Below are 19,975 nucleotides of genomic sequence, written 5' to 3' on the forward strand. Positions count from 1 at the left end.
CGCGCCACCGATGCGGCGCCACTCGCCGTGCGAACCCGCGGCAGGCGCGGCGTTCGGACGGTCAGCGCGGGATTGTATAGCGTCCGGATGGTCAGCCCAAGACTCCGATTACCTCGCACGTAAAAACGGCCCGCCGCACCGCACGATGGCGATGCGACGGGCCGCCTATACGCGACACCCGCCGAAGCGGGCGCGGTCAGTACGTGATTTCGACGACGCTGCCGTCGAACGCCGCACGCAGCTCCGCCAGCAGCACGTCGCTCGGCTTCACGCGCCACGCGTCGCCCAGGCGCATCTCGCCTTGCGCGCGCGCGTTGCTGTAGTGGATCTGAACTGCGAGCCCGTTCGGCAGCGGCGGCTGCGGACGCCGACCGCCATCGCGGCCGCCGCCGCGCGGCGCGGGCGCTTCGAGCCCGTTCGCCGCGGCCGGATCGTCCTTCGACACGTGCGGCTCGAGCACGCGGCGCAGCGCGAGCGCGTCGGCGTTGCCGTTCATCGTCAGCCGCACGGCCTGCGCATAGCGGCTGCGCGCGCGTTCGAGATCCATCACGGTATCGGCCGTGAAGCGAATGCCGCCGGTGAACGCGTCGTTGCGCGCCTGCCCCTGCACGATCAGCAGCTCGTCCTCCTTGAACAGCGACTTGTTCGCCTCGAACTGTTCGTTGAAGATCGTGATCTCGCACTGGCCCGTGCCGTCGTCGAGCAACGCGATCAACATCTTGCCGCGCTGGGTCATCTGCGTGCGCAGCGACGCAATGATGCCGGCGACGAGCTTGTCGCGCCCTTCCTTCAGGTCGCCGACCTTCTGCCGCACGAAGCGGCGCACTTCGTCGCGATACGCGTCGAACAGGTGGCCGGACAGGTAGAAACCGAGCGCGGCCTTTTCTTCCTGCAGGCGACGCTTGTCGTCCCACGCGGGTTCGTCGACGAGCGCATGCGCATGCGGCGACTCGGCGCCCATGTCGAACAGGCCGGCCTGCATCGCATTCGCTTCGGCCTGGTCGGCCGCTTCCATCGCGAGCGGCACCGACGCGATCAACTGCGCACGGTTCGGGTTCAGCGAATCGAACGCGCCGGCGCGAATCAGCGCCTCGACCGTGCGGCGGTTGACGACGCGCCGGTCGATCCGCTCGCAGAAGTCGAACAGGTCGGTGAACGCCTTTTCCTCGCGTGCACGCAGGATTTCCTCGATCGCGTTCTGGCCGCTGCCCTTTACCGCGCCGAGACCGTAGCGGATCGTGCGCGAGCGCTTGCCGTCGGCTTCCGCGACCGGCTCGAACCGGTAATGCGACTGGTTGATGTCCGGCGGCAGCACGGTGAGGTTGTTCAGGACGCAGTCGTCGAACAGGATCTTCACCTTGTCGGTGTCGTCCATCGCGAGCGTCATGTTGGCCGCCATGAATTCGGCCGGATGGTGCGCCTTCAGCCACGCGGTGTAATACGCGAGCAGCGCATACGCGGCCGCGTGCGACTTGTTGAAGCCGTAGCCCGCGAACTTCTCCATCAAGTCGAAGATCTCGTCGGACTTCTCGCGCGTGAGGCCGTTCTTCGCCGCACCCTCGGCGAAGATCTCGCGGTGCTTGGCCATCTCCTCGGGCTTCTTCTTGCCCATCGCGCGACGCAGCAAGTCCGCACCGCCGAGCGAGTAGCCGCCGATGATCTGCGCCATCTGCATCACCTGCTCCTGATAGACCATGATGCCGTAGGTCTCTTTCAGGACGGGTTCGACGCGCGGATCCGGATAGTCGACCTTCTCGCGCCCGTGCTTGCGTGCGCAGAAGCTCGGGATCAGGTCCATCGGGCCCGGACGGTACAGCGACACGAGCGCGATGATGTCCTCGAAGCGGTCGGGCTGCGCATCCTTCAGCATGCCCTGCATCCCGCGGCTTTCCAGCTGGAACACCGCGACCGTGTTGGCCTTCTTCAGGATCTGGAACGAGGCCGGATCGTCGAGCGGCACCTGCGCGAGCGACCAGTCGGCCTTCGACGGATCGAGGCGGCGGATGTAGCGCTCGGCCCAGTCGAGGATCGTCAGCGTCGTGAGACCCAGAAAGTCGAACTTCACGAGGCCGACGGCTTCGACGTCGTCCTTGTCGTACTGGCTGACCACGCCGCCGTCGTCGCCCTGCGTGTACAGCGGGCAGAAATCGGTCAGCTTGCCGGGCGCGATCAGCACGCCGCCCGCGTGCATCCCGACGTTGCGCGTGAGGCCCTCGACGCGCTGTGCGAGGTCGAGCAGCTGATGGACTTCGTCCTCGTTGTCGTAGCGCTCCTGCAGTTGCGGCTCTTCCTTCATCGCGTCGGCAATCGTCACGTGCTTGCCGGGCTTGAACGGGATCAGCTTCGCGACGCCGTCGGTGAACATGTAGCCGAGGTCGAGCACGCGGCCGATGTCGCGCACGGCCGCCTTCGCGGCCATCGTGCCGAAGGTGGCGATCTGCGACACGGCGTCCGCGCCGTATTTCTCCTTCACGTACTGGATCACGCGATCGCGGCCGTGCTGGCAGAAGTCGATGTCGAAGTCGGGCATCGACACGCGTTCCGGGTTCAGGAAGCGCTCGAACAGCAGGTTGTAGCGCAGCGGATCGAGGTCGGTAATGCCGAGCGCGTACGCGACCAGCGAGCCGGCGCCCGAGCCACGGCCCGGGCCGACCGGCACGCCGTTGTTCTTCGCCCAGTTGATGAAGTCCGCGACGATCAGGAAGTAGCCGGGGAAGCCCATCTTCGTGATGGTCCCGCACTCGAATTCGAGGCGCTTGTAGTACGTGTCGCGCTGCGCGTCGCGCTCGGCTTCGACCGGATACAACTGCGCGAGACGGGTCTCGAGCCCTTCCTTCGACAACTGGACCAGGTAGTCGTCGAGCGACATGCCGTCCGGCGTCGGAAACAGCGGCAGTTTCGGCTTGCCGAGTTCAAGCTTCAGGTTGCAGCGCTTCGCGATCTCGACCGTGTTCGCGATCGCCGACGGCAGGTCGGCGAACAGCGCGACCATGTCGTCCTGCGTGCGGAAATACTGGTCGGTCGTGAAACGCTTCTGGCGCCGCGGGTTCGCGAGGATGTCGCCTTCCGAGATGCACACGCGCGCCTCGTGCGCGGTGAAATCGTCGTCGGTCATGAACTGCGTCGGGTGCGTCGCGACGACCGGCAGCTTCAGCGACGCGGCGAGCGTCGCGGCCTGCTGGATGTACGCCTCGGCGCCCGGCTGGCCGTAACGCTGCAGCTCGATGTAGAAGCCGCCCGGGAACACCCGCGCCCAGCGCTCGGCGTGGCGGCGCGCGGCGTCTTCGTTGCCCGCGGCCAGCGCGAGCCCGATATCGCCCTGTTGCGCGCCCGACAGCGCGAGCAGCCCCTGCGCGCGCTCGCCGTCGAGCCAGCTCGCGTCGAGCTCCGCTCGGCCGCGGTACTGGTTCGTGAGCCACGCCTTCGACAGCAGCTCGCAGAGATTCAGGTAACCGACCTTGTCCTTGACCAGCAGCAGCAACCGCGACGGCTTGTCGCGGTCGTCGGGATTGGCAATCCAGACGTCGCAGCCGGCGATCGGCTTGATGCCCTTGCCGCGGGCTTCCTGGTAGAAACGGACGAGACCGAATGCGTTGCCGAGATCGGTGAGCGCGAGCGCACCCTGACCGTCCGCGGCCGCCGCCTTGACGATGTCGTCAATGCGCACGATGCCGTCGGCGATCGAGAACTCGGAGTGAACGCGAAGATGGACGAAGCGAGGATCTGACATGGGCGCTATTGTAGCCGCCTCGCCGCGCAGGCTGCCCAAAAAATGCCCGCTTTGGCCGTTCGGCCGATGCACGCGGCGACGCGTCGCGCGGTTGGCCGGTCGGCCGGGTACCGATGCCCGCGCCGTTTGCGGGATAATACGGTTTTTCGAATCAACGCCCCGGCTTCGCACCCTTTTTTGCGGGCCGCCGTGCGGCCGTTTTCCCGTCGGACCATCATGACCATCGTCAACCTCGCCGCCTACCACTTCGTCTCGCTCGACGCGAACGAGCAATGGCGCCCGCTCGTCACCGCCCGCTGCAACGAACTCGGCCTGCGCGGCACGATCCTGCTTGCGCCGGAAGGCATCAACCTGTTCATCGCCGGCACGCGCGAAGCCACCGACGCGTTCATCGCATACATCCGCCACGATCCGCTGTTCGAAGGCAAGTTCGCGACGCTGCAGTTCAAGGAAAGCCTGTCCGACTCGCAGCCGTTCCGCCGCATGCTCGTGCGCCTGAAGCGCGAGATCATCACGATGAAGAAGCCGGCGATCAAGCCGGAACTCGGCCGTGCGCCGTTCGTCGACGCCCGCACGCTGAAGACGTGGCTCGACCGTGGTCACGACGATACGGGCCGCCCGGTCGTGATGCTCGACACGCGCAACGCGTTCGAAGTCGACGTCGGCACGTTCGACAACGCGCTCGACTACCGGATCGACAAGTTCAGCGAATTCCCGGAAGTGATCGACGCGCATCGCGCCGACCTCGAGGGCAAGACGGTCGTGTCGTTCTGCACCGGCGGCATCCGCTGCGAGAAGGCCGCGATCCACATGAAGGAAATCGGCATCGAGAACGTGTACCAGCTCGAAGGCGGGATCCTGAAGTACTTCGAGGAAGTCGGCGGCGCGCACTATCACGGCGACTGCTTCGTGTTCGACTACCGCACCGCGCTGAACCCGCAGCTCCAGCCCACCGAGAACGTCACGTGCTTCGCGTGCCGCGCGGTCGTCACACCGCAAGCGCAACAATCGCCGAGCTACGTGCCCGGCAAGTCGTGCCCGGCCTGCGCGCAGGCCGCCAGCGCCGCCGCGTAACCGCGCGTCGCACCGCGCCCCGCCGATGAACCACGGCTATCGCGGCCGCTTCGCGCCGTCGCCCACCGGCCCGCTGCACTTCGGCTCGCTGGTCGGCGCGCTCGCGAGCTGGCTCGACGCACGCGCGCACGGCGGCACCTGGCTCGTGCGCATCGAGGATCTCGACGGCCCGCGCACGGTGCCCGGCGCGGCCGACGACATCCTCGCGACGCTCGCACATTTCGGCATGACGCCCGACGAGCGGCCCGTCTGGCAGAGTACGCGCGACGCGGCCTACACGGCCGCGCTCGAGCGGCTCGTCGCGGCGGGGCTCGTGTATCCGTGCGGCTGCACGCGCAAGGAAATCGCCGATTCGCTGCGCGCCGCCCACGAACGCCACACGACGCTTGCGTATCCGGGCACCTGCCGCACCGGCCTGCACGGCAAACCCGCGCGCGCATGGCGGCTGCGCGTGCCGGACGGCGACGACGCGCTCATCGCGTTCGACGATCGCTGGCAGCGCACGCAATCGCAGAACCTCGCGACCGAAGTCGGCGATTTCGTGCTCAAACGCGCGGACGGCCAATGGGCGTATCAGCTCGCGGTCGTCGTCGACGATGCCGACGCCGGCATCACGCACGTCGTGCGCGGCGCCGACCTGCTCGATTCGACCGCGCGCCAGATCCATCTGCAGCGCTGCGTCGGCGTGCCGACTCCCGCGTACCTGCACGTGCCGGTCGTCGTCGACGCCAACGGCGAAAAGCTCAGCAAGCAGACCGGCGCGACGGCGCTCGAACGCAACGATCCGCTGCCGGCGCTGCGGGCCGCGGCCGCGCATCTCGGACTGTCGAACGATGGCGAGCTGCCGGGCGATACGATCGACGCGTTCTACGCGGCCGCCACCGATGCGTGGGCGCGTCGCTTCGGGCCGCGCGCCGGTTGAAGCGCCGGCAGGAAACCGGCCCGTGCCGACGACGTTCCCGCATCCGGCGGCGGCGAATCGGATCGCATGAAAGCGTGACGGAAGCCTGAGCGCCGCGTCCGCTACGGCCCCGCATCGAAATATCCGCCCCCGCGCGGCACGCAATCGCCCGCGCACGCACGCCCCGTCCCGATCGCCTCGCCCAATGAAAAACGGGCACATGCTCGTCGCATGTACCCGCCTGTCCGGCGGCGCTCACGCGCCGCCCTGCCGCTTCGCCCAGCTTACGCCGACGGCTTGCGCGGCATTCCGAACCCGCCGAGCAGCGCGGCGACCTGACGCTTCGGCCCTTTCTTCTCGGGCTGCTGCGCGGCCTGCGTGTCGTCCGGCTGCTTCGCCGACGCCGACGGCTCGTACGGTTTCAGGAAGAAATCGTCGACCGGCGCTTCGTGCCGGCGATGATGGCCACCGCGCTCGGAACTGCCCGACCGGCGACCTGCTGCACCGCGATGCTCGTCGCGCTCGCGCCGGCCGCCCCGTTCGCCACCGCGCTCGCTGCTGCGCTCACCGGCGCGCTCGCCGCCGCGCTCGTCGTGACGCTGGCGCGCGGGCTTGTCGAGCTTGAGCGTCTGCACTTCGAGCGGACGCTTGATCAGCTTCTCGATATCGGCGAGTTGCTTGCGCTCGTTCGGGCTGCACAGCGACAGCGCGTCGCCCGTCGCCCCCGCACGACCGGTACGGCCGATCCGGTGCACGTAGTCTTCGGCGCTGAACGGCAGGTCGAAGTTGATCACGGCCGGCAGTTCGGCGATGTCGAGACCGCGCGCGGCCACGTCGGTCGCGACCAGCGCCTCGATTTCGCCGCGCTTGAACGCGTCGAGCGCCTGCATCCGCTCGATCTGCGTCTTGTCGCCGTGAATCGCCGACGCGACCACGCCGTCGCGCTCGAGGTTGCGCGCGAGGCGGCTCGCGCCGATCTTGCTGTTGCAGAACACGATCACCTGCTTGAGGCCGCGATCGCGCAGCAATTGCACGACGGCCGCCTGCTTGTCGCCTTCGGCGACGTCGTAGACGATCTGCGTGACGTTCGCGTTCGTCGAATTGCTGCGCGCGACTTCGATCGTCTGCGGGTTGCGCAGGTAGGTCGACGCGAGCTTCTTGATTTCGCCCGAGAACGTGGCCGAGAACAGCAGCGTCTGACGCTCCTTCGGCAGCAGGTTCAGGATGCGCTGCAGATCGGGCAGGAAGCCCATGTCGAGCATCCGGTCGGCTTCGTCGAGCACGAGGATTTGCACCTGGCCGAGGTTCGCCGTCTTTTGCTGCACGTGGTCGAGCAGGCGGCCCGGCGTCGCGATCAGGATCTCGACGCCGCGGCGCAGTTCGGCCGATTGCGGGTTCATGTCGACGCCGCCGAACACCACCGCGCTGCGCAGCGGCGTGTGCTTCGCATACGCGTGCACGTTCGCGGCAACTTGGTCGGCGAGTTCACGCGTCGGCGTGAGGATCAGCGCCCGCACGGGGTGGCGCGCCGGGGACGCGCTCGTATTGGCTTGCGGCAGCAGACGCTGGATGATCGGCAGCGAGAAGCTCGCGGTCTTGCCGGTGCCCGTTTGCGCGGCGCCCATGACGTCGCGGCCGGCGAGCACGACCGGAATGGCCTGAGCCTGAATCGGCGTCGGCGTCGTATAGCCCTGCTCCGCAATGGCTTTCAGGATATCGGCGGCAAGGCCGAATTGGTCGAAGGTTGCGTCGACGGGCTTGGCGACAGAATCGGACATGGTGGCGTTTCGCTCAAAAGGCGCGGCGGGGACATCGTGCGTCAGGCCGGCCGGGCCTGCGCTCATCACAATTCGGAAATAGACGGAGCCGCGGCGCGCCGCGCGGCGCCGCTCTGGTGCTTGGGACCGGTTCGATGCGAACGCCGGACGCCAGGCCGTGCGGACTCCGTTCGGCGCGAATGCCGGCGGAAAGGGCCGTATTGTAGCACCGTGCGGGCGTCTGTCCGTGACAACGCCGCGAACGGCCGCGACCGCGGTTCGCGCGGCGTGCCTGTCCGCCCCGCGCGACCGGGCGATTGGCCGATCGGGCTATCCGTATCGGCCAGTGAACCATATTAGGGCTCGATCCTAAAATCCCACATCGGCATGCCCGTCCGTCAACCCGACGGCAGGTCACGCAGGCGAATATGCGCTGCGCGCGCGTCCACCGCTCAGCCCTTCTTCTTTTTCTTCTCGACCTGCACGCAGTCGCCCAGCAGCGGCGGCGACTGCGGGTCGGCGATCTCGTCGCGCAGCGTCGCTTCCTTGCCCTTCGTCCACCAGGTATAGCGGCCGGCCTGGTAGCGTGCGCCCGACGCCGACACCGTATCGACGAACAGCATCTGCTTGCCGTCCACCGGCACGAGCGCGAAGCTCTGGCCGTTGCCCGCGAGCCAATACGACACGCGCACCGGCTGCTTGTGGTTCGCGCACTGATAGATGGTTTGCTGGCGCGCGTCGGCGTCGATCTCCTCGACGGTCAGTTGCGCGGCATGCGCGACCGAAACGGCGGTGCCGGCGAGCGCAAGCGCGGCGAGGGTTGGGCGAATCATGCAGGTCCTCTCACGAGACGGTGGAAACGCGCCCGTGCGGGACGCGCGGTTATTGTTTGCAGGATCGGCGGGAAATCGCGCCGATCGCCAGAATCAGGGATCGATCACGTCCGCGCACGCATCGGTCGGCGCCGCGGCGAGATGGCCGACGAGCGGCACGATCTTGAGTCCTGCCGACGCCACCCGGCACGGCGCGGCCGCGACGCCGCAGCCGGCGAGACTCGCGACGAGCGCCAGCGCGGCGCCCAGCTTTCCGATACGCAACCATCGCGACGCCATCGTCCTCTCCTCGTTCCGTCAGCGCGCCGACACGGGCCGGACGGCCGCGGCAGCGCGCTTCGCGCGTTCGCGGGCTTCGTCGACGGTCGCGCCGGTCGCCAGCGCGACGCCCATGCGCCGCTTCGCGAAACTTTCCGGTTTGCCGAACAGGCGCAGGTCCGCGCCCGGCACCGCGAGCGCGTCGCGCACGCCTTCGAACGCGATCCCGCGCTCGTCGAGCCCGCCGTAGATCACCGCCGACGCGGCCGGCGTGCCGAGCGCCGGATCGACCGGCAGGCCGAGAATCGCCCGCGCGTGCAGCTCGAATTCCGACTGGCGCTGCGAGGCGAGCGTGACGAGGCCCGTATCGTGCGGCCGCGGGCTCACCTCGGAGAACCATACGTCGTCGCCGCGCACGAACAGCTCGACGCCGAACAGCCCGCGCCCGCCGAGCGCCTCGGTCACCTTGTGCGCGATCTCGCGCGACTTCTCGAGCGCCGCCGCGCTCATCGGCTGCGGCTGCCACGATTCGACATAGTCGCCCGCCACCTGCACATGGCCGACCGGTTCGCAGAAATAGGTGCGCGTGTCGAGCGTCGCCGGGTCGATCGCGCGCACGGTCAGCTGCGTGATCTCGTAGTCGAAATCGACGAAGCCCTCGACGATCACGCGGCCGTGGTTCACGCGCCCGCCCGCCATCGCGTAGTCCCACGCGGGCTTCACGTCGGCATCGGTCTTCACGACCGACTGCCCCTTGCCCGACGACGACATCACGGGCTTCACGACGCACGGCATGCCGATCTTCGCGACGGCCGCGCTGAAGGCCTCGAACGAATCCGCGAACGCGTACGGGGAAGTCGGCAGGCCGAGCGCCTCGGCCGCGAGCCGGCGGATCCCTTCGCGATTCATCGTGAGCTGCGTCGCGCGCGCGGTCGGGATCACCTCGGCGAGGCCGGCCGCCTCGATCGCCGCGAGCGCGTCGGTGGCGATCGCCTCGATTTCGGGAACGATCAGGTGCGGCCGTTCGGCTTCGACGATGGCCCGCAGCGCGGCCGGGTCCGTCATGTCGATCACGTGCGCGCGATGCGCGACCTGGTGGCCCGGCGCGTCCCGATAGCGGTCGACCGCGACGACTTCGACGCCGAGACGCTGCAACGCGATGATGACTTCCTTGCCGAGTTCGCCGGCGCCGAGCAGCATGACGCGCGTGGCCGAGGGTGAAAGCGGCGTACCGAGCCGCTGACCGATCTGCATGTGATTTCCCGCTGGTTCTGTTGGAGGACGAAAACGGCTTCGATGTTAACACGGGCATCCGGGCCGGTTCGGGCGGTTTGGCCACGCCGGCGCCCGGTCGCGCGAGGCCCGCGGGCGGGCCGCGAACGTTTTCGCGCGCGAAGTGTCGGCTCGCCTGCCGCGGGGCGGGTGCGTTACTCTTACGCCTTGATCAGAATCCGAAGAGGAACGAGGCTCATGTCCCACCTGTCCGCGGCCGCACGCGCACGCACCGGCCTGCTTCGCCCGTTGCGCGCGCCGCTCTGCGCGCTGACGCTTGCCACGCTTCTCGCCGCCTGTGCGATGCCGACCCATCCCGATTCCGCCGCCCCCGCGCCCGATCCGTACAACCCGGCCGCCGTCCAGTTGCTCGACGACACGAGCTGGGAGCTCACCAGTTGGGTGAACGCCGACGGCACGCCACGCGCGATCCCGCACGGCGACAACGGCGAGCCGATCAAGCTCGCGCTGTCGACCGACTCGGGCATCCGCCGCGCGAGCGGGTTCTCGGGCTGCAACCGCTACATGGGCACCTACGCGATCAAGAACAGCCTGCTGAGCTTCGGCCCGCTCGCCGGCACGCGAATGGCCTGCCCGAACACGCTCGGCGGCCAGCTCGAATCCGCGTACCTCGACGCGCTCGCCCACATCGAGAAAACCGGCGTGCAGATGCGCGCGCCACAGCAATTGCAGATCGTGACCCAAGCCGGCGCAACGCTGACGTTCACGCAGCGGAGCCCCTGATGTCCGGCGCGCGCGAAGGCCGACCGACCGCCTTCGTGTGGCGCGCCACGCGCACGTGCCATCCACGTGCGTCGCGCGGCGTGAACCGGAATCACGCCGCGTTAGAGTCTTGTTCGCCGGCCGGTTAAACTCGGCGGGTCGCGCCCCGCGCGCCCCTCCCCACTCCTGTTTCAAAGCATGCACACGGTTGTCTTCGGCTGGTTCGGCATCTCCGCCGTCTGGTTTCTCCTTCTCTTCTGGCGTCTCGTGCAGGCGATGCTGCCCGGCGGCGGCGGGCTCGCCGGCCGCGGCTCGATCCGCCTGTGGCTCGGCTTCGCGGCGGTGTTCGTCGCAAGCTGCACGCTGACGAGCCCGCTATCGGGCCCCGACACCAACGCACTCGGCCATGCGTGCTCGGCCGGCTTCGCCCACGTGCTCGGCCCGATCGGCACGCCGATCGCGATGGTCGTGCTGTTCTTCGCCGGCTTGCCGTGGCTGACCGGCATCGGCTGGCGGCAGTTCGCCGCGTGGGTCGACACGTCGTTCGGCGTCAAGCTGTCGCGCGATGGCGGCGACGACGACGCGCGCGGGATCGCCGACCTGCCGCGCAGCGCGCTGCATCGCGACGACGACGTCGTGCAGCCGACCACCGCGCACACCGTCAACTCGATGGCGCCGCGCCAGAACGGCCGGTATTCGCGCCCGACGGTGTGGAAACCCGATCCGCAGGCACGCCCGAAGCCGCGCAGCAAGACGCCGCCCCGCCCGCTCGCGGAGCCCGTCGCGCCGTCGGGCTGGCTGAAGCCGACCGCCCCGCCGCGCACGCCGGCGCCGCACGCGCCGATCCCGGCCAGTGCGATGCCGCCGCCGACTACCGGCAGCACCGCCAGCCTCGCGCGCGCCGCGGCGAACGCGCAAGTGCCGCGCCCCGCGCCCGCCCCGCTTCCGGTCGGATTCGAACCCGTCCGGCCGCGTCCGACCGCCGCGCGACCGGCCACAGCCGCGCTGACGCAGACGGCGCCGCGCGCGACGGTCACGCCGCGCCCGGCCGGTACGCCGCCGCAGCGTCCGCCGGTGCGGCCGGGCGCGGGCACGGCGGCAGCCGGCCCGTCGGACGCGGCACGACGCCGCCCGGCGCCGCCCGCGCCGGCGCGCGCACCGCTCTATGCATGGAACGAGAAGCCGGCCGCGCCGATCACGCCGGCGCCGAGCGTTCACGACACGCTGCGCTCGATCGAGGCCAGCACCGCGCAATGGGCATCGCTGGGCGGCGCGCAATCGGCCGATGCAACGCGCGCGGCGACCGCTGCCGCCGCCGTGGCCGGCGTCGCCGCGACGGCAGGCAGCGTGGCCGCGCCGGCATCCGCGGCCGCGTCGAACGCGTTCGTCCCCGCGGCGCAGGACATCGCAGCCCAGGACGCCGATGTCCCGGCCGCACGCGATGCCGCGCCTGCTCGCGACGACGGCGCGCCGATCGTGCTCGACGCCTTCATGCCTGCGCAATCCGGTATCGCGCAGGCCCCGCGTGTCGATTCGCCCACCCGGGCGCTCGACGACGCCGCACCGTCCACGCGGCCGGATACCGGCATCGACGATCGCGCGTTCGCGCATCGCGCCGACGACGAAATCCGTCGCGTGGACGATGCGGCCGCTGCGCCGTCGTTCGACGTCGCGCCTTGGGACGACGTCGTCAGCCCGCCGATTTCCGCGCTCGACGTGTCGACCGAAAACCCGATGGCCGATGCGCCCGTGCACGCCACGGGATCGGAGTCCGCTCATTCGGCGTTCGCGCAAGCAGGCAATGCAGCGGTTCGCGACCTCGGTGCCGGCAAGCCGACCGCGTCCGTCGATGTCGACGACGAGGACGACGCACGACCGGCACCTGCAATCGATCGCGCGGCACCGGTCCACTTGCATCGAGGGGCTACCGATGCGCACGCCGACGTGAAGCCGTCGGCCGACAGCATCGTTTCGTTCGCTGCCCTGCCCGCTTCGTCGATTGCGGCAACGTCCGCACCGGCCGTATCGCATCCCGCACAGGACGCTGCCAAGCCGGTCGAGGCGGAACCTGCCGCGTCGTTGCCGGCTGTCGCTCCACGCGCGACGCCCGCCGCCACGTATTGGACACCTTCGACGGTGCAGCCCGCCGCAGCCCCGTCGACCGTCTCCGCCCAATCGCCGAAATCACCGGCGGCTCAGCCGTTTGCCGCAACATCGACGGCTTCGACCGCCGCTGCGTCGCCGCTGACCGGCACGGCTGACGGTTCGACTGCACACGCGTCCGCACCCGCCTCCACGTCGAGCATCGCGCCTATCGACGCCGCAGTTTCGTCGGTCGGCGTAACCGGTACGGCGTCAGCGTCGCCGTCGCAACCGGCCGCGTCGGCACCACCCGCTACTTCCGCCGCGTCGGCGTCGCCGGCCGGTGTGACGGACCTGCCCTACGGTTCGCTTTCCCTCGCTTCGACGCCCGCATCGACCGATGCGCCCGCCGTGACGCCATCGGCGACCGGCGCATCGGGTTCGCCGTTCGGTTCGACTGCGCAGGCGCCAACAACGCCGGCGCCCGTCACCGCGACACCCGCGACTTTCGCGTCCGCGCCCGTCGCCGCACCGTCTTCCGCGCCGGCATCGACGCTTCCGGTCGACACGGCAACCCCGTCGACCGGTACCACGACTTTCGCGACATCGGGCTCATCGAGCGCAGTCGCTCCGCAGCCGGCAAGCGGCCTGCCCGCGTCGCCCACCGCGTCCGCACCGGCGTCGCCGTCCTTCAGCACGATCGCGTCGACGACCACGGCCGCCGCCACGCCGATCCACTCGATCGCGGGCTCGCCTGCCGCGGCCGCCGGATCGCCGACGTCGATAGGCGCGACCGCTGCGACGCAGGCTCCGTCGATCGCGTTCGTCCCCGCCGCAGTCGCAGCCCAAACGTTGACGACACAGCCCGCCCCGGCCGCGTCGTCGGCGAGCTGGTCGATGTCGCATGACGCGGGCGCAACGCCGAGCGCAACACCGCAAGCGGCGCCCCTCCCCGCTGCGAACCTCTCGCCCACGCCGGCAGCCGCGGTTTGCGCGCCGACCTTGCCCGCTGCCGCGTCGATCGGCGCACCGGCCACCGAAGCCGCCGAAACCATCGACGCAGCCGAACCGGCCCCGGTCGCCCCCGCCCGCCCGCCGCACCCGAACGCGTTCGAATTCCACGCACCCGCGTCGTTCAGCGTCGAACTGCCGACGCTCGACCTGCTCGAGCCCGCATCCGACGACGTCGAAACGATCACCGAGGAACACCTCGCGCAAACCGCGCAGGTGATCGAACAGCGGCTGCAGGAATTCAAGGTGCCGGTGACGGTGGTCGGCGCATCGGCCGGCCCCGTGATCACGCGCTTCGAGATCGAACCCGCGCTCGGCGTGCGCGGCAGCCAGATCGTCGGCCTGATGAAGGACCTGTCGCGCGGCCTCGGCCTCACGTCGATCCGCGTCGTCGAGACGATCCCCGGCAAGACCTGCATGGGCCTCGAACTGCCGAACGCGAAGCGCCAGATGATCCGACTGTCGGAGATCCTCGAATCGCGCCCGTACCAGCATTCGCCGTCGCAACTGACGATCGCGATGGGCAAGGACATCACCGGCCACCCGGTCGTCACCGATCTCGCGAAGGCCCCGCACATGCTCGTGGCGGGCACGACGGGTTCGGGCAAGTCGGTCGCGATCAACGCGATGATCCTGTCGCTGCTGTACAAGGCGACGCCGGAAGACGTGCGGCTCATCATGATCGACCCGAAGATGCTGGAGCTGTCGGTCTACGAAGGCATCCCGCACCTGCTCGCGCCGGTCGTCACCGACATGAAGCTCGCGGCGAACGCGCTCAACTGGTGCGTCGGCGAAATGGAGAAGCGTTACCGGCTGATGTCGGCCGTCGGCGTGCGCAACCTCGCGGGCTTCAACCAGAAGATCCGCGACGCGGAAGCGAAGGAAAAGAAGATCGGCAACCCGTTCTCGCTGACGCCCGACGACCCGGAGCCGCTGTCGAAGCTGCCGCTGATCGTCGTCGTGATCGACGAGCTGGCCGACCTGATGATGGTCGCCGGCAAGAAGATCGAGGAGCTGATCGCCCGCCTCGCGCAGAAGGCGCGCGCGGCCGGCATCCACCTGATCCTCGCGACCCAGCGGCCGTCGGTCGACGTGATCACCGGCCTCATCAAGGCGAACATTCCGACGCGCGTCGCGTTCCAGGTGTCGTCGAAGATCGATTCGCGCACGATCCTCGACCAGATGGGCGCGGAGTCGCTGCTCGGGATGGGCGACATGCTGTTCCTGCCGCCGGGCACCGGTTATCCGCAGCGCGTGCACGGCGCGTTCGTCGCCGACGAGGAAGTGCACCGGATCGTCGAGTATCTGAAGCAGTTCGGCGAGCCGCAATACGAGGAAGGGATTCTCGACGGCCCGGCCACCGACGGCGCGACGCAGGACCTGTTCGGCGATGCGCCGGACGCGGAAGCCGATCCGCTGTACGACGAAGCCGTCGCGTTCGTCGTGCGCACGCGGCGCGCGTCGATCTCGTCGGTGCAGCGTCAGTTGCGCATCGGCTACAACCGTGCGGCGCGCCTCGTCGAGCAGATGGAAGCGGCCGGCCTCGTGTCGGCGATGGGCATCAACGGCAGCCGCGAGGTGCTCGTGCCGGCCGCGGCCGACTGACGCCGGCGGCCCGCCGGCCGCGATTCATCGAGACTGGCGCGCCGCGCAACCGGCCGCCCGCAAAAAAAGGCGCTGCCTCAGCAGCGCCTTTCTCGTTTACTGCACCGGCACCAGCTTGAAATCGACCGGCTTGCCGACCGCGACCTTCTGCGGATTCGCGCCGAGCTGCCCCGTTTCGACATCGCGACTGAACACGTAGAACGTGTCGCTGTCCTGGTTGCCGACGATCAGCCACTTGCCGGTCGGATCGATCAGGAACTCGCGCGGCGTCTTGCCGAGGCTCGACTGGCGGCCGACGTACTTCAGCCGGCCGTCCGCCTTGTTCACCGCGTAGATCACGAGGTCGTTCGCGTCGCCGCGGTTGCTCACGTACAGGAAGCGCCCGTCCGGGGACAGGTGGATCGCGCCGCCGCCGACCTTGCCCTTGAAGCCCGGGGCCGTCATCGGCACCGTCTCGACCGGCGTCAGCTTGCCGTCGTGATAGCCGAACACCTCGACCGACGCGTTGAGTTCGCTCGTCACGTACGCGAACCGGCCGTCGGCGCCGAACACCATGTGACGCGGGCCCGAGCCGGCCTTCACCGGCGTGTAGCGCGTGTCGGTCGGGCTGATCAGCCCGCGGCTGCCGTCCACCGTGTAGCGGTAGCCGTAGATCTTGTCCGCGCCGAGATCCTGCACGAACAGGTATCGGCCGTCCGGCGAAAATACCGTCGAATGCACGTGCGCGCCGTCCTGGCGGCCCTTCACGGGCCCCGTGCCTTCGTGATGGACCGTCAACACGGCCGGGCCGACGGCGGCGTTGTCGCGGATCGGGAACACCGCGAAGCTGCCGCCCGGATCGGCCGCAACCGAGTAGTTGGCGGTGACGAGGTACTTGCCGTCCGGCGACAGCGCGAGATAGCAAGGATCGTTCCCTTCCGACGATACGCGGTCGATGAACGTGAGCGCGCCCGTCTTCGCGTCGAAGCCGAACGCGCTGATGCCGCCGCGCTGCGTCGCCGGTCCATTGTCGCCGGGCAGTTCGTTGACCGCGTATACGGTGCGACCGTCGCGGCTCGGCAACAGATACGACGGATTCTCGGTCTTCGCCGACGACACCGGCGCGACGCTGCCCGTTTTCGTATCGAAGCGGTAAACGTAGATCCCGTCGCTGCCGCCGCCCGTATAGGTGCCGACGAGCAGGTTGTAGACGCCGTCGGCCGGGGCGGACGATTGCTGCGCGAATGCGTGGGTCGCGGACAGGGAAAGCACGATCGCGAAACCTTTCATCCAGTGAGCGAACCTAAGCGGGAACCCTCGTGTCGAAGCGCGTGCGTCACGCTCGCGTAAACGGTTGGGCATTGAATCCTCCTTGCATCGAGTCGCGTCAAGTGTTGAGATAGGACGAAACGCCGGCCGTTCATGCGCTCCGCCGCCCGGCCGAGTATACGGGGCGCGGCGCCCGGGCGTGAAGTCCGGGCCGCCGGCGTCCGCATTGTGAACTCGAATACCCAAGGATCGCCTGCCCATGCCCGCCCTGATCGAAGACTACGCCCTCGTCGGCGACGGCCACACGGCCGCGCTGATCGCAAAAGACGGCTCCGTCGATTGGCTGTGCTGGCCCCGCTTCGATTCGGGCGCCTGCTTCGCGGCGCTGCTCGGCACGCCCGAGCACGGCCGCTGGCTGCTTGCTCCGGCCGCCGACGCCGCGATCACGCACACGACCCGCCGCTATCGCGGCGACACGCTGATTCTCGAAACCGATTACGAAAGCGCCGACGGCGCCGTCACCGTGATCGACTTCATGCCGCCCGGCAACGGCTGGTCCGAACTGGTGCGGATCGTCGTCGGCCGCCACGGCACGATGAAGATGCGCATGGAGCTCGTGTTGCGCTTCGACTACGGTTTCTCGATTCCGTGGGTCACGCAACTGACCCGCGAGGACGGCATGAAGGCCATCGCCGGCCCCGATACCGTCGTGCTGCGCACGCCGGTGCCGCTCACCGGCAAGAACCTCCATACGCTCGCGGAATTCACGGTGAGCGCCGACGAGCGCGTGCCGTTCTCGCTCGGCTACGCGGCGTCGCACATGCGGCTGCCGCCGGCGCGCGACCCGCTGTCGATGCTCGCGCGCACCGAGAACTACTGGCTCGAATGGTCGGGCCGCTGCCAGGTGCAGGGCCGCTACGCGGCCGCCGTGCGCCGCTCGCTGATCACGCTGAAGGCGCTCGCGTACGAACCGACCGGCGGCATCGTCGCCGCGCCGACCACGTCGCTGCCCGAAAAGATCGGCGGCAACCGCAACTGGGACTACCGCTACTGCTGGCTGCGCGACGCGACGATCACGCTGCTCGCGCTGATGCGCGGCGGCTACTACGACGAGGCGCGCGCATGGCGCACGTGGCTCGGCCGCGTGATGGCCGGCTCGCCCGAGCAGATCCAGATCATGTACGGGATCGCCGGCGAGCGCCGGCTGCCGGAAATGGAGCTCGACTGGCTGCCCGGCTACCAGGATTCGAAGCCGGTGCGCGTCGGCAACGGCGCCGCGAACCAGCTCCAGCTCGACGTGTTCGGCGAGGTGATGGCCGCGCTGCACCTCGCGCGCGTGGGCGGCCTGCAGGCCGACGACACGGTCTGGTCCGTGCAGTGCGCGCTGCTCGACCATCTCGAGAAGATCTGGCAGGAGCCCGACGAAGGCATCTGGGAAACGCGCGGCGGCCGCCGCCATTTCACGTTCTCGAAGGTGATGGCGTGGGTCGCGTTCGACCGCGCGATCAAGTCGGCGGAAATGTTCCGGCTGCCCGGCTCGCTCGACCGCTGGCGCGCGCTGCGCGAGCGGATCCATGCGGACGTCTGCGCCAACGCGTGGCACGAAGGCAAGCAGGCGTTCGCGCAGAGCTACGGCAGCGACGAGCTCGACGCGAGCGTGCTGCTGCTGCCGCAGCTCGGCTTCCTGCCGCCGGAAGATCCGCGCATCGTCGGCACGGTCGACGCGATCGAGCGGGAATTGCTGCACGACGGGCTCGTGATGCGCTACCGCACGACCGAATACGACGACGGCCTGCCGCCGGGCGAAGGCACGTTTCTCGCGTGCAGCTTCTGGCTGGTCGACAGCTATGCGCTGCTCGGCCGGATCGACGACGCGCATCGGCTCTTCAGCCGCCTGCTCGCGCTGTCGAACGACCTGGGGCTGCTCGCGGAGGAGTACGACCCGGTGGCCGGGCGGCTCGTCGGCAACTTCCCGCAGGCGTTCTCGCACGTGGCGCTCGTGCATACCGCGATGAACCTGATGCACCATGAAGACGCGATGGCGCGCGCGGCCGGCCAGCCCGCGCCGGCCGTCGCGACCGGCCGCTGAGCGGCGCGGCGCGCGCCCTTGTTCATGGATCGTCAAATCGCAAAAATTTGATGAAAAAACCGGGAAATGTTGCATTGCACAACCGATCGTTGTCCGATATGATCGACGAGATTGTCCGGCTGCAATGCAACATGGCCGGCCGCTGACCCACACGGCACGCCGCGACGCCCCACGCCGCCCTTGCGCACCGTCCCCCCACGCGGGAGTAGCCTGCATGCTTTACCAACTGCACGAATTCCAGCGGGCAATGCTGAGCCCGCTCACGGCCTGGGCCCAGGCCGCCTCGAAGTCGTTCGCGAATCCGTCCAGCCCGTTCTCGCTGATCCCCGGCGCGCCGCGGATGGCGGCCGCCTATGAGTTGATGTATCGGCTCGGCAAGGATTACGAAAAGCCGGAATTCAACATCCATCAGATCGTCAAGGACGGCCACAACATCCCGATCGTCGAGCAGACGATCATCGAGAAGCCGTTCTGCCGGCTGCTGCGCTTCAAGCGCTATTCGGACGACGCCGACGCCGTCACGCAACTGAAGGACGAGCCGGTCGTGCTGGTCTGCGCGCCGCTGTCGGGCCACCACTCGACGCTGCTGCGCGACACGGTGCGCACGCTGCTGCAGGATCACAAGGTCTACATCACCGACTGGATCGACGCGCGGATGGTGCCGGTCGAGACCGGCCCGTTCCACCTGCACGACTACATCGCGTACATCCAGGAATTCATCCGTCACATCGGCGCGCGCAACCTGCACGTGATCTCGGTATGCCAGCCGACGGTGCCGGTGCTCGCGGCGATTTCGCTGATGGCGAGCCGCGGCGAGGACACGCCGCTCACGATGACGATGATGGGCGGCCCGATCGACGCGCGCCGTAGCCCGACTTCCGTGAATTCGCTCGCGACGCAGCACTCGACCGCGTGGTTCGAGAACAACGTGATCCACACGGTGCCGGCGAACTATCCGGGCGAAGGCCGCCAGGTGTATCCGGGCTTCCTGCAGCACACGGGCTTCGTCGCGATGAACCCGGAGCGGCACGCGCAATCGCACTGGGATTTCTACCAGAGCCTGCTGCGCGGCGACGAGGACGACGCCGAAGCGCACCGCCGCTTCTACGACGAGTACAACGCGGTGCTCGACATGGCCGCCGAGTATTACCTCGAGACGATCCGCGTCGTGTTCCAGGAATTCCGGCTCGCGGAAGGCACGTGGGACGTCGAAGGCGAGCGTGTGCGGCCGCAGGACATCAAGCACACCGCGCTGATGACGATCGAGGGCGAACTCGACGACATCTCGGGCAGCGGCCAGACGCACGTCGCGCACGAGCTGTGCACCGGCATCCCGCAAGACGATCGCCGCAGCCTGACCGCCGAGAAGTGCGGCCACTACGGGATCTTCTC

12 protein-coding genes are annotated in these 19,975 nt (G+C 68.9%); 6 read left to right on the top strand and 6 right to left on the bottom strand.

The window, feature by feature from the left end; genetic code table 11:
* Positions 1-196 precede the first annotated feature (196 nt).
* The gene (gene dnaE, locus WS89_RS12930) at positions 197-3,730 is read right to left on the bottom strand and encodes a DNA polymerase III subunit alpha (protein WP_059791330.1); all 3,534 of its coding nucleotides are present in this window, start codon (positions 3,728-3,730) and stop codon (positions 197-199) included.
* Between the two features lie 216 nt (positions 3,731-3,946).
* On the opposite strand from dnaE, the gene WS89_RS12935 reads away from it, so the two are divergent.
* Together WS89_RS12935 and gluQRS are read left to right on the top strand one after the other, a co-directional pair.
* Entirely contained in the window at positions 3,947-4,804 is an 858-nt protein-coding gene (locus WS89_RS12935) for a sulfurtransferase (protein WP_059499194.1), read from the top strand.
* A 25-nt stretch (positions 4,805-4,829) separates the two neighbouring features.
* Positions 4,830-5,726: a tRNA glutamyl-Q(34) synthetase GluQRS gene (gluQRS, locus tag WS89_RS12940; protein WP_059791332.1), complete on the top strand. Its 897-nt coding sequence runs from the start codon at positions 4,830-4,832 to the stop codon at positions 5,724-5,726.
* Positions 5,727-5,989: 263 nt separating this feature from the next.
* Here the strand turns inward: gluQRS and WS89_RS12945 are convergent, their stop codons facing one another.
* The 4 genes from WS89_RS12945 to purT all read right to left on the bottom strand — a co-directional run bounded on the left by WS89_RS12945 (position 5,990) and on the right by purT (position 9,807).
* Positions 5,990-7,549 carry a DEAD/DEAH box helicase gene (locus tag WS89_RS12945; protein WP_059791334.1) on the bottom strand — a complete coding sequence of 520 codons (1,560 nt, stop codon included), beginning with the start codon at positions 7,547-7,549 and terminating at the stop codon, positions 5,990-5,992.
* A 365-nt stretch (positions 7,550-7,914) separates the two neighbouring features.
* Complete coding sequence (locus tag WS89_RS12950) at positions 7,915-8,295, bottom strand: MliC family protein (protein ID WP_059499192.1); 381 nt, start codon at positions 8,293-8,295, stop codon at positions 7,915-7,917.
* A 93-nt stretch (positions 8,296-8,388) separates the two neighbouring features.
* On the bottom strand, positions 8,389-8,574 hold the full coding sequence (locus tag WS89_RS12955; RefSeq protein ID WP_034208025.1) for a DUF6726 family protein: 186 nt from the start codon (positions 8,572-8,574) through the stop codon (positions 8,389-8,391).
* 18 nt (positions 8,575-8,592) lie between these two features.
* On the bottom strand, positions 8,593-9,807 hold the full coding sequence (purT, locus tag WS89_RS12960; RefSeq protein WP_059791335.1) for a formate-dependent phosphoribosylglycinamide formyltransferase: 1,215 nt from the start codon (positions 9,805-9,807) through the stop codon (positions 8,593-8,595).
* 216 nt (positions 9,808-10,023) lie between these two features.
* On the opposite strand from purT, the gene WS89_RS12965 reads away from it, so the two are divergent.
* A complete protein-coding gene (locus WS89_RS12965; protein ID WP_059791337.1) occupies positions 10,024-10,569 on the top strand; it encodes an META domain-containing protein in 546 nt (181 codons plus the stop codon).
* A 177-nt stretch (positions 10,570-10,746) separates the two neighbouring features.
* Entirely contained in the window at positions 10,747-15,246 is a 4,500-nt protein-coding gene (locus WS89_RS12970) for a DNA translocase FtsK (RefSeq protein ID WP_059791339.1), read from the top strand.
* 96 nt (positions 15,247-15,342) lie between these two features.
* On the opposite strand, the gene WS89_RS12975 is transcribed toward WS89_RS12970, so the two are convergent.
* The gene (locus tag WS89_RS12975) at positions 15,343-16,587 is read right to left on the bottom strand and encodes a lactonase family protein (protein WP_095211575.1); all 1,245 of its coding nucleotides are present in this window, start codon (positions 16,585-16,587) and stop codon (positions 15,343-15,345) included.
* A 166-nt stretch (positions 16,588-16,753) separates the two neighbouring features.
* Here WS89_RS12975 and WS89_RS12980 point away from each other — a divergent pair, with 166 nt between their 5' ends.
* Both WS89_RS12980 and WS89_RS12985 read left to right on the top strand, forming a co-directional pair.
* Complete coding sequence (locus WS89_RS12980; RefSeq protein ID WP_059499187.1) at positions 16,754-18,583, top strand: glycoside hydrolase family 15 protein; 1,830 nt, start codon at positions 16,754-16,756, stop codon at positions 18,581-18,583.
* Positions 18,584-18,797: 214 nt separating this feature from the next.
* Positions 18,798-19,975: polyhydroxyalkanoate depolymerase (locus tag WS89_RS12985; RefSeq protein ID WP_059791343.1), on the top strand; the 1,178-nt coding region annotated here is incomplete at its 3' end.

Source organism: Burkholderia sp. MSMB1072 (genome assembly GCF_001524725.1).
In the GTDB taxonomy this organism is placed as follows: Bacteria; Pseudomonadota; Gammaproteobacteria; order Burkholderiales; family Burkholderiaceae; genus Burkholderia.